Source organism: Treponema sp. (genome assembly GCF_017430385.1).
Classification (GTDB): domain Bacteria; phylum Spirochaetota; class Spirochaetia; order Treponematales; family Treponemataceae; genus Treponema_D.
Map to the genome: position 1 here is coordinate 1 of NZ_JAFRNB010000103.1, position 10,777 is coordinate 10,777.

Genomic DNA, 10,777 nt, shown 5'->3' on the forward strand with positions numbered 1-10,777 from the left:
AAAGTTTGTCATGAAAAAGCCGATGAACATTGCCGAAAGGATGTTGTCCAGGCCGAGCGCGTTACAGACTCCCGTACAGAGGAAGAGAGTTCCCAGCGAGAATCCAAGAACGCGGCCGTCGTTGTTCATTATGTTTTTGAGGATAAGATTGAGGACAAAGCCGAATCCAATGCCGAGCGCGACTGAGCCAAAAATGTCGTAAGCGATTGCCCCCAGCTGGCTTAAAAAGGAAACTGTATGACCGCCGAGAAGAGGGGCTGAGATTGTGGCTGCAATTGCGTACAAAATGAGCGCGACTGCATCATCCATGGCGACAATTCCCAGAATCGTTGTGGTGAGCGGGCCTTTCGTGCGGTATTCTTTGAGAACATCGGTTGTGGCGGCCGGAGCTGTGGCGGCACAGATTGCTCCGAGCAAAAGACCGAAAGCCACTGAATGTGCGACAGATTTTGTGAAAAGATAAGTGACGCTTCCCGTAAGAAGCCCGACTACGAAAAATGGCGTGATTGATTCGCCAATCAAAATGCCTACGAACTGCTTTCCGTATTTTTTGATTACTTCGATTTTAAGTTCTGCACCGACCAGAAAGCCAATCAGCGAAAGTGAAGCCGTTGAGATTGGGTTGAGGGCAGCGACTGTATTTTTGCCCAGGATTGCAAAGCCTGAGACTCCGATAATAATTCCGATTACGATATAACCCACGACCTGCGGAATCTTGAGTTTCTGAAAGATGCGGCCACCAAAAGAGCCAAAAAACATCATGATTCCGACCAGAAGCATAAGCTCTGAGCCGTTCAGCGAAAGAAAATGACAAGCTGACGGCAAAAGATTAGACAAAGGATTTTCCATAGTGGAAAAAGTATACTACTTTGTGAGAAGTTGTGGGAGTGGGGGAAGATTTGAAAACTGGGCTAGGGTATGGAGTGGCGGCAAAGCCGTTGCGGAACGCAGTGTAGCAATGAGCGTTAGCGAACCACGGAACACCCGGCCCGCGAAAGCGGGAAGCCCCCTGAATTTTCAACTTTCAATTTTTCGCTTTCAATTTTCAATACATAATTTCCCGTACTGTTTCGCTCGGCAAAATCCCTTTGTAAAGATAGGCGTACATCGCTGCCGCTGAAATCACTTTTCTTCCATATTCACGCGTTTCGGTGAAGGGCAGGGATTCCAGGAACAAGTCCATGCTGATTCCGACAGGTTTTTGCATTGGTCGGCCAGTTGTTGACCAGTCGTTTCGGAAAGACCTTCCCCAGTTTCGGACATTTGTGAGGCCGGCATTGTATGCGTAGAGTGCAAGAAGTTCATTTTTTTCGTCCGTTCGGGAAATCAGGTTTGCAAGATAGTGTGTGCCCATGCGGAGATTTGTTTCCGGATCCAGAATGTCATAATTTTCGCCGAGCTTAAGCTTTTTGGCCTGGTCATCGGCTGTGGATTCCATGAGCTGAGTGAGGCCGCTTGCTCCTGCTTTGCTTGTAACATTCGGATCAAAAAAACTTTCGCTTCGTACAAGTGCATAAACGAGATAATCAGGAAGATCAAATTCCTTGCAGGCCTTATCAATGATTTCTTTAAAAAATCGCGGAAAATTCTGCTTTAAAAGTTCTTTTGGAATATTTCCGCCTGCTGATTCAAATGTTCGGGCTGCGATTCTTAGGCTCTGGACATTGTAAGTGCTGTCTTTGCTGCGCTCGGCACATTTTGCCAGGAAATTGCTGATTTCGATTGAGTCTGCAACAGAAATATTTTTGCGGTTTGCGAGCCATTCTGTGTAAAGTCGCTGCGGGAAGCCAAAAGCGGCATAACCAAGCAGAAGATTTCCTTCGCCGTTGTCTTCGATTTTCTTTTCAGGCTCGTTCTGCCTCAGAATGTAAGATTCAACAAGGTCTGGGGCGGTAACATTCAGTCGTTCAAGCGCACACACTTTATAATAGAGAGAAGATGGTGAATTGAGCACCTGCATAAAGGCTTCGAGTGCCTGCCGGGTTTTTAAGCCTTCGTCTCCGCGGGCAAGGCCTTCTTCAATCAATCGGCCTGAAATGTAGGCGTATTTTCCTTGTGTCAGCGGAGAAAAATTTGAGTTAGTCTGCTTCCAGACCCTGTAAAAATCCTGCCATCGATGACTTGAAAGCAGCAAAATTGAAAGTGACTCAAAAAAATCATCAAAATATTCTGCGTTGTGGATTCGTGAGCCATATTCCGTGAGCGTGGAAATTATGTCGTCGGTTGAAGTGCGGAGCTGAAAATTCAAAAGATACCAGAGGCAATTGTCAAACTGAAGCTCATCTTTTGTGGATTCAAGCGCATTTTTGAATCGTGAAATTGTCTGTGTAGGGTAGCGGCCTGCTTTGTCGTAGAGTCGTGCCGCATAAAAATAGGCGAAATATGCTTTTTCGGGTGAAAGTTTCTTTGCCAGCTGATCGAACTTTCGTGCTGAGACAAAATAATCGCTTGTTCCGTAAAGAGTTGCCTTACCGATGTCAGAAAGAACCTGTGAGTCAATTTCTTCGCCACGGTTTTCGTAAATCTTGAAGATTTTGTCGATTTGAGGGAAGGTGAGTTTGTAGCTTCGGTGGAATACCGCGATTCTGTAATCAATTATCGTTTTTTCGGGATTTTCGGCTTCTTTCAGGGCTTCCGAAAGTGGCTCAAAACCTTCTTCCGGCTCGATTGATGGAAGTTTTGCCTGATTATCGCCCGCCGTTTCTGTTGAATCAGCTGCACTTCCCGGATCAGCGTTGCCATTTTGTGACGGAACTGGCTCTTCCGGCTCCAATTGGCTTTCAAGAAGGCTTCTTTTGTTCAGATTTTTTTGGAATTTTTCGGTTTCGTTCTGAATGTTAAGATTTTTTTCGTTGAGCCGGGCAATATATGCTCCGTAAGTCTCAAGATGCTCGCTGGAAATCTGGCGTGAGACAAACCATTTGAAAAATTCTGAATCAAAACGGCTGTCCTTTTTTTGTGCGAGCGAGAGAAGCCTGAGTTTTATCAGCTCATTTTTTGCTGTTTCGAGTGAAATTTTATCTGTCCGCTTGATGATTGTTGCGAATTCATCATTTTGGAAGAAAGTCCTGCACGCTGTCACAAGGGAAGATTCATCATCGTAGTTGTCTGCAAGATATGTAGCGGCTTCAAGACGGTCTTTTACGCTGCCAAGAATTGTGAGTGATTCCGCGCTTCGTTTTGCAATCAGAGGGCTGGCTTTTTTGCGCGCGAGTTTAAAAAGGCGGAGAGCTTCGTCCTCGTTGCCGCTGTCAGAAGCCTGGAGTGCAAGAAAATAGTTTGAGTCTTGTCCGAATTCTTTTTGCGCAGAACTTTGATTTAAAGTTCCGACCTTAGCACAGGCAGAAAACAAAACTAAAAAAATGAAAAGTGGCAGGATTTTTTTCATAAGGAAGATTTTAATTGAAAAATGGAAAAATTCAAACGGTGCTCCGCATCGAGCACTTCCGTTGTCGTGCTCGTTTGGATGCGGAGAAAAAGCAAAGAGAGAAACTTCGAACGGCAAAGACAACGCGGTTTGCCGCATTTGCCTTTAGGTGAACAGAAGTTTCTCGTTTAAACACAAAATCCAAGGATGGATTTTGTGTTTACATTATTCTGCTGGGATTAAAATATCTTTTCCAGAGATAATCAAATCTGGATTCTTGATATTGTTGTAGTCCGCAATCTTCGGATATTTCCATGGAGTCTTGTAGTAAGATTCAGAAATATCCCAGAGAGTGTCGCCCCACTTGATATGATATTTGACATCAGCAGTCTTTTTAGTTTCAGGTTTCTTTTCCTGAACTGGAGCTGGCTTTGGCTTCGGAACAACTTTCTCCGGCTCCGGTGCGATTACGATTTTGTCCTCGACGGCTTCCGGGGCTGCCTCAGTCTTTGGCTCCTCAACAACGACATCGACATATTTCTTTTCTTCTTTTGGCTCCTCGACTGTTCTTTCAATTACATGCTCTTTATGGAAGAATTTGTCGAGCAGTGAAACGCCGTTTGTGTTGCGCGAAGCAATGAGGTTGTATTTTGAAGGAACGACAAAGAGAAGCAGAACTGTCGCAATCACACAGATAATCGCACAAATTATGCAGATAATGACTGGTGCGCGGGTCTTTTTTTCTTCCTCATCCTCGTTATAAAGTGAAGCATGTTCGCCTGCAAGTGTTTCCTTGTCGTAAAGGTCAGAGAAGTCCATTGCACCGGCTCCTCCAGAAACTGCCGAAGAATTGAATGAAGGATCGTCCAAATCATCGAAGTCCAGTCCGCTTGGAGTTGTATCTGTTGCCGGCACATCGAATTCTGGGAAATCAAAATCTGTTGAGTCAGTTGATGTGTCAATGTTGCTTCCGAAATCGTCTCCGAAGTCTGGCAAAGTTGTGTCGTTGCTGTCATCGCCGAAGTCAGGAAGTGTTGTATCGGTGCTGTCATCTCCGAAATCTGGCAGAGTTGTGTCAGTGCTGTCGTCTCCAAAATCTGGCAATGTCGTGTCATCAGCTACGGTTGTGTCGTCTTCAGAAATTGAATCGTCAGCTACCGTTGGATCATCGTTGCCAAACTCAGGCAATGAAAAATCTTCTGTGGAAAAATTATCAGAGTCAGCAATGGTTGTTGTATCTGTCTGAATGTCGGCCGTTGTATCTTCTGTCAAATCCGGGCTTTCTGTGCCGATTATGTCATTGCTTTCATCGATATCGTCAAGGCTGTCTTTTGAAAAATCTACTGATTCAAGAGTTTTGTCCTCAACAGGGATGTCATTGTCCAAATCAGAGAAATCAGGAAGCTCGCCTTTAAATCCTTCTGCTGATGAAGTTCCGGCTGCGGCTGGGCTTATCTCGCTTGTAACATGTGGCTCTGAATGATCGAAACTGAAAGGCATGTCCTCAAGTGCCGATGAATTGATGTCTGGAAGATCGTCCGGTGAGAATGTTGTCTCGTCCGCATTGTCGCTTGTGTGATCCGCATCAACGATTCCGTTTGAATCAGCTGCAAGAGTCTCGTCAGTGCCAGCTTCTGTTGAATCATCTGCAACAGTTGCATCTTCCGAGCCTGTGATTGCGAAATCTGCTGGCTCGGCTCGTTCTGCTTCTGTTCGTGAAACAAGGCTTACCTCAGTCTCGCTCTTCTTTCCAGTCTCCGGGTCAACTACTTCGGCCGTGAGGTTGTTGTTTTCGTCCAGACCTACAGAAAGATGGAGTTCTGGTTCTCCGTTCGGGTGAGGATTGAGTTTTGTGACTTCAAGGGTATCGACATATTCGGCATCATCCATGCTGCCGGTTTCTGAGCGGTACAAGTCAATCTGAACTTTTGTCTGATTGTCTTTGGCCGTTGTCAAATCCAGCATACGCTTTTTTGGAGTGCCCTCTTCGAGAACTGGATAAAATGTTCCGTCAGCAAGTTTGATTCCGATTGTTTTCATATCTATCCCCTATAAAGTCCCAGTTTTTTAGATTTCTGCTTATTTTGCATCACTCATTGATGTAGAGCGTGGTGCTGCTGCTGGTGCAGAGGCTGGAGCTGAACCTGCAGGTTTTGTTGATGTTCCCCACAAGTATTCTGCGATTCCAGCAAGTTCGTTCACTGTTGTGCCGAATTTTTCTGCAACATTGTAAGTTGTTGTCTTGATGATGTTTCCGCTTGCATCGTATTTGTAAATTACGCGGACGATGAGCTTGTTGTCAGAGTTGTAAGTCTGTTCCTCTGTAATCTGGTAAGATGCGTCGAATCGATATACGACTTTTCGGCTCTGATTTCCAGATGTGTTAATATAGGAAATTTCTGAAAGTTTTCCTGCGTCGTTGTAAGTGTAAATTGCCTTTTCCTCAAGATTTCCTTGAGCCGCATACTGAGCGATTTCAGAAACTCTGTTCTGGTCATCATTTTTTGTGATGATTTTTGAAAGAAGTGCGCCGTCAGCATTGTAATAAGACTCGTCAATCTGATTTCCGTTATATTTCCAGATTGTTTTGTTTGTGAGTGTGTTGACTGCGTTGTATTCTGATTCCTCGACTTTGTTTCCGTTCTCATAAACTGTTGTCATTTTCCATGAGATTTTTCCGTCGGCATCAGTGCAGACTCTTTCAACAAGATTATCACCTTCGTATTTGTATGTGATGTGGTCAACGAGAGCGTCCTTGCTTGTAAGCTCAGTAGCCTCAGTCTCGCGGCCTGTAGAATCGAAGTTGTGGACATATTTTGCCCGTGGTGAGCGGTAATAGTCACCGAATTTTTCTGTAATCTGATAGTCAATCTTTGTGTATTCGCCAACTGATGTTGCAGGTTTGAGTGCTGCTTCTGGATCGAAAGCAAAAACCTGTGCTGTTACGGCAGCTGCGGCAAGAACAAACAATGTTTTTTTCATATATTTCCCCCAAAAAAATCTTTTCACATTTGGTATTTTGTTTAATTATCGGTTTTTTTAATTATAACTAAAGTTATTTTATATTGTAATCGCCTGTATGAACTTTTTTACCATTTCATTATACTAAATGATATTTTTGGGGGTACCTTTTATGGACAAACTTTTCAAATTGCAGGAGCGTGGAACAACCGTTAGCCGAGAAATTGTCGGCGGTATCACAACCTTCCTCGCTATGTCTTACATTCTTGCCGTCAATCCAGGAATTCTCTCTGGTGCGGGCTTGGAATGGGGCGCACTGTTCACGGCAACAGCTGTTTCTGCAGCAATCGCAACATTGGTCATGGCTTTCTGTGCAAATCTTCCTGTCGCACTTGCACCGGGCCTGGGCTTGAACGCATTCTTTACTTACACAGTTGTTTTGGGAATGGGCTGCACTCCGGCTTTTGCTCTTACAGCTGTCTTGGTTGAAGGCATTCTTTTCATTCTGCTTTCTGTTTTTGGAATCCGAGAAGCAATCATCAAGTCTATTCCGCTCAATTTGCGAAAGGCTGTCGCTGTCGGAATCGGTTTGTTCATCACATTGATTGGTCTTGCAAATGCAGGCATCGTCGCTAACGACACAGGCACTTTGGTTGGTTTCGTTAATTTTGATTTGAAACATGCCTCTGCAATCGTAGCAATGCTCGGCCTTGCAATCACAGTTGTTTTGTATACGCTCAAAGTTCCAGGTTCAATTCTGGTTGGAATCATCATCACGACAATCATTGGAATTCCGTTCGGAGTTACTTCAATTCCAAAAGATTTCGTGCCGTTCTCAACCCCAGAAGCTCCTTATTTGTTCAAATTTGAGTGGGGCAGCATCCTTACAATCAAATTCTTCGTCGTATTCTTCACATTCCTTTTCACAGACTTGTTCGACACAATCGGTACATTGCTTGGCGTTGCAGAGCAGGCAAATCTGAAAGATAAAGAAGGAAACATCGTAAACGCAAAGGGCGCGCTTCTTTCTGATGCAGTCGGTACAGTAGTTGGCGCATGTTTGGGAACTTCAACAGTCACAAGCTTCGTTGAAAGTTCTTCAGGCGTTGCGGCAGGCGCACGAACAGGCCTCGCGTCGGTCGTAACAGCCTTGCTTTTCCTTGTCGCACTTTTCCTCAGCCCTCTTTTTGCTCTCATTCCATCAGCAGCCACAGCTCCGGCTTTGATTTTCGTCGGATTCTTGATGATGCGCTCTGTAATGGGAATCGATTTTACTGACATTTCCGAAGGAATTCCTTCATTTATTACAATCATTGCGATGCCGTTCTCATACTCAATCTCAAAAGGTATCGTTTTCGGTATCATCAGCTATGTTTTGTGTAAGCTCGTTGCCCGAAAAACAAAAGAAATCCCGCTCGTCACATGGATTTTGGCAGCGGTCTTCTTCCTAGACATTATTTTTGAGGCTGCAAAATAACAAATTTGTACTTTTCCGACCAGTTTCCATTTACATTGCCGAAAATGCAAAAAAACTTTCTTAGAGAAACTTCGTTGCCTGAGGAACAAATCGCACGATGTTGTTCCCTTCCTCTGGAGCAAGGGCTTTCGTTAAAAGAAGAACTTGCCCGCGAGTTGGCTGCAGTGAGCAATTAGCAGTTAAAGGATAAAGAAAGCCAGACTTTGGAGAAAAATTAACCGAAGTCTGGCTTTTAGTTTTTGGGGCTGTTCCAGAGCGGCCGCAGGGAGCGGCGGAATGTAGCCGGAAGGCGGAACTACGGATAGCCCGGAGGAAGGGAATTCGCGCCATAAGAATTGTGCAAAAAATATGCATTTTTTTTCCTTGTAAGAAACTTGATTTAGGTTTATTCTATTGGGTATTAGGTATACTTTTTAAAGATTCGAATCTCGTATAGAATCTTCACTTTTCTACTATTTTATAGGAGGACAAAATGTCCAGAAAGAAAATGTCAATGGACGGAAACCAGGCTGCAGCCCATGTAGCTTATGCGTTCACAGAAGTCGCTGGTATCTATCCAATTACACCTTCTTCACCAATGGCTGACTGGGTTGATAACTGGTCTGCTAACGGTCAGAAGAACATTTTCGGTAACAAAGTAAAGGTTATCGAAATGGAATCAGAAGCCGGTGCTGCTGGTACAGTTCACGGTTCTTTGGCATCAGGTGCGCTCACAACAACATTCACAGCTTCACAGGGCTTGCTCTTGATGATTCCAAACATGTACAAGATTGCTGCTGAACAGCTCCCTTGTGTATTCCATGTTGCAGCTCGTTGTGTTGCTACACAGTCATTGAATATTTTCGGTGATCATTCAGATGTTTACGCTTGTCGTCAGACAGGTGCTGCGATGTTCGCTGAGTCAAACCCACAGGAAGTCATGGACTTGGCTCCTGTCGCTCACTTGGCAGCTCTCGAAGGCAAAGTTGCATTCATCAACTTCTTCGATGGTTTCCGCACTTCACACGAAATCCAGAAAATCGAGACTTGGGACTACGCTGACCTCAAAGAAATGTTCCCAACAGAAGCTCTCAAAGCTTTCCGTGCTCACGCTCTCAACCCAGAGCATCCGGCAATGCGCGGTTCACACGAGAACGGTGACGTATTCTTCCAGCACCGCGAGGCTTGTAACTCAACTTACGAGGCTCTCCCAGCTATCGTTGAGAAATACATCGACAAAATCAATGCCAAACTCGGCACAAAATACGGCCTTTTCGACTACTACGGTGCACCAGATGCTGACCGCGTAATCGTTGCAATGGGCTCAATCTGTGACGTTGCAGAAGAGGTAATTGACTACCTCACAAAGAAAGGCGAGAAAGTCGGTCTTGTTAAAGTACATCTTTACCGACCATGGATGCCAAAGAAATTCTTGGAAAAATTGCCAAAAACAGCAAAGAAAGTCGCTGTTCTTGACCGCACAAAGGAACCAGGCTCTCTGGGTGAACCACTCTTCCTTGATGTCGCTGCAACTCTCCGCGAAGCTGGCATGAACGACGTAGTTCTTACTGGCGGACGCTACGGTTTGGGTTCAAAAGACACTCCACCAAGCTCAGTATTCGCTGTATACACAGAACTTGCAAAAGCAGAGCCAAAAGCTCGCTTTACAATCGGTATTACAGACGATGTTACAAATCTCTCATTGCCAGAGGTTAAACCAGCTCCAATCACTTCAGCAGAAGGAACTGTTGAGTGTAAATTCTGGGGTATCGGTGGTGACGGTACAGTCGGTGCAAACAAAGACTCTACAAAAATCATCGGTGACCACACTGACAAATACATTCAGGCATACTTCCAGTACGATTCTAAAAAGACTGGTGGTATCACAATTTCACACTTGCGCTTTGGTGACAAACCAATCCGCTCACCATACTACATCAACCAGGCTGATCTCGTAGCTTGTCACAACCAGTCTTACATCATCAAGGGCTACAAGATGGTTCAGGATGTAAAAGACGGCGGTACATTCCTTATCAACTGTCAGTGGAGCGACGAAGAGCTCGACAAGCACTTGCCTGCTGAGTCAAAGAAATACATCGCTGACCACAACATCAAGGTTTACACCGTAGACGCAGTTGACATCGCAACAAAAATCGGTCTCGGAAAGCGAACTTCTACCGTTCTTCAGTCTGCGTTCTTCAAATTGGCGAATGTTCTTCCGCCAGAAGAAGCAATTAAATACATGAAAGAGAAGGTTGTTGCCAAATTCTCTAAGAAAGGTCAGGATGTCGTTGACATGAACTGCCAGGCGATTGACCAGGGCGCGGGCGCGTTGCACGAAGTCAAGATTCCAGACTCATGGAAGAACCCGGCTCCAGATGCGGCTAAACCTGCATTGAAGGGCGAAAAAGCTACCGTCGATATGGTAGAAAAACTGATGAACCCAATCGCCCTCATGGACGGCGACAACTTGCCAGTCAGCGCATTCAAGGACATCGCTGACGGTCAGTTCCAGCTTGGAGCTTCTGCTTACGAAAAGCGCGGTACTGCGGTCAATGTTCCTCAGTGGGATTCAACAAAATGTATTCAGTGTAACAACTGTGCATTCGTTTGTTCACACGCAACAATCCGTCCATATCTCCTCACAGACGCAGAAGCTAGTGAAGTCGAGAAGAACGGCGGAAAAGCTGTTGACCTCAAGCCAAAGGCTGGAAAATACAAGTTCACACTTTCTGTCAGCCCACTCGATTGTATGGGTTGTGGAGAATGTACAACAGTTTGTCCAGTTCAGGCACTCACAATGGTTCCACAGGAGACTCGCCTCTCAGAGCAGCCAGCATGGAACTATCTCGTTGCAAATGTTTCAAAGAAGGCAGATTCTGGATTCGGCGACAACACAGTCAAAGGAAGCCAGTTCAACCAGCCGCTTCTTGAGTTCTCAGGCTCATGCGCAGGTTGTGCAGAGACTTCTTATGCCCGCTTGATCACTCAGC

The 10,777-nt window shown here is 45.2% G+C and carries 7 protein-coding genes; 3 read left to right on the forward strand and 4 right to left on the reverse strand.

Features of this window, described 5'->3' with window-relative positions; all coding sequences use genetic code 11:
• From IJJ71_RS07065 to IJJ71_RS07080, 4 genes are all read right to left on the reverse strand, one after another.
• On the reverse strand, positions 1-849 hold an 849-nt coding region (locus tag IJJ71_RS07065), incomplete at its 3' end, for a cation:proton antiporter domain-containing protein (protein WP_296846128.1).
• 196 nt (positions 850-1,045) lie between these two features.
• Positions 1,046-3,388 carry a flagellar assembly lytic transglycosylase gene (locus tag IJJ71_RS07070; RefSeq protein ID WP_296846129.1) on the reverse strand — a complete coding sequence of 781 codons (2,343 nt, stop codon included), beginning with the start codon at positions 3,386-3,388 and terminating at the stop codon, positions 1,046-1,048.
• Between the two features lie 204 nt (positions 3,389-3,592).
• Positions 3,593-5,407, reverse strand: coding sequence for an Hsp70 family protein (locus tag IJJ71_RS07075; protein ID WP_296846130.1), 1,815 nt, complete (start codon positions 5,405-5,407; stop codon positions 3,593-3,595).
• 39 nt (positions 5,408-5,446) lie between these two features.
• Complete coding sequence (locus IJJ71_RS07080; RefSeq protein ID WP_296846131.1) at positions 5,447-6,349, reverse strand: hypothetical protein; 903 nt, start codon at positions 6,347-6,349, stop codon at positions 5,447-5,449.
• Between the two features lie 151 nt (positions 6,350-6,500).
• Between IJJ71_RS07080 and IJJ71_RS07085 the strand changes: the two genes are divergently transcribed.
• From IJJ71_RS07085 to nifJ, 3 genes are all read left to right on the forward strand, one after another.
• Positions 6,501-7,805 carry an NCS2 family permease gene (locus tag IJJ71_RS07085; RefSeq protein WP_294431913.1) on the forward strand — a complete coding sequence of 435 codons (1,305 nt, stop codon included), beginning with the start codon at positions 6,501-6,503 and terminating at the stop codon, positions 7,803-7,805.
• Positions 7,806-7,849: 44 nt separating this feature from the next.
• On the forward strand, positions 7,850-7,981 hold the full coding sequence (locus IJJ71_RS07090) for a hypothetical protein (RefSeq protein ID WP_296846132.1): 132 nt from the start codon (positions 7,850-7,852) through the stop codon (positions 7,979-7,981).
• 296 nt (positions 7,982-8,277) lie between these two features.
• The coding region (gene nifJ / locus IJJ71_RS07095; protein ID WP_296846133.1) for a pyruvate:ferredoxin (flavodoxin) oxidoreductase at positions 8,278-10,777 on the forward strand (2,500 nt) is incomplete at its 3' end.

Bases quoted from the DNA above. Each gene is read 5' to 3' on its own strand.
- IJJ71_RS07075 (WP_296846130.1), bottom strand. From the start codon at position 5,407: ATGAAAACAATCGGAATCAAACTTGCTGACGGAACATTTTATCCAGTT.
- IJJ71_RS07070 (WP_296846129.1), bottom strand. From the start codon at position 3,388: ATGAAAAAAATCCTGCCACTTTTCATTTTTTTAGTTTTGTTTTCTGCC.
- IJJ71_RS07080 (WP_296846131.1), bottom strand. From the start codon at position 6,349: ATGAAAAAAACATTGTTTGTTCTTGCCGCAGCTGCCGTAACAGCACAG.
- IJJ71_RS07090 (WP_296846132.1), top strand. From the start codon at position 7,850: ATGCAAAAAAACTTTCTTAGAGAAACTTCGTTGCCTGAGGAACAAATC.
- IJJ71_RS07085 (WP_294431913.1), top strand. From the start codon at position 6,501: ATGGACAAACTTTTCAAATTGCAGGAGCGTGGAACAACCGTTAGCCGA.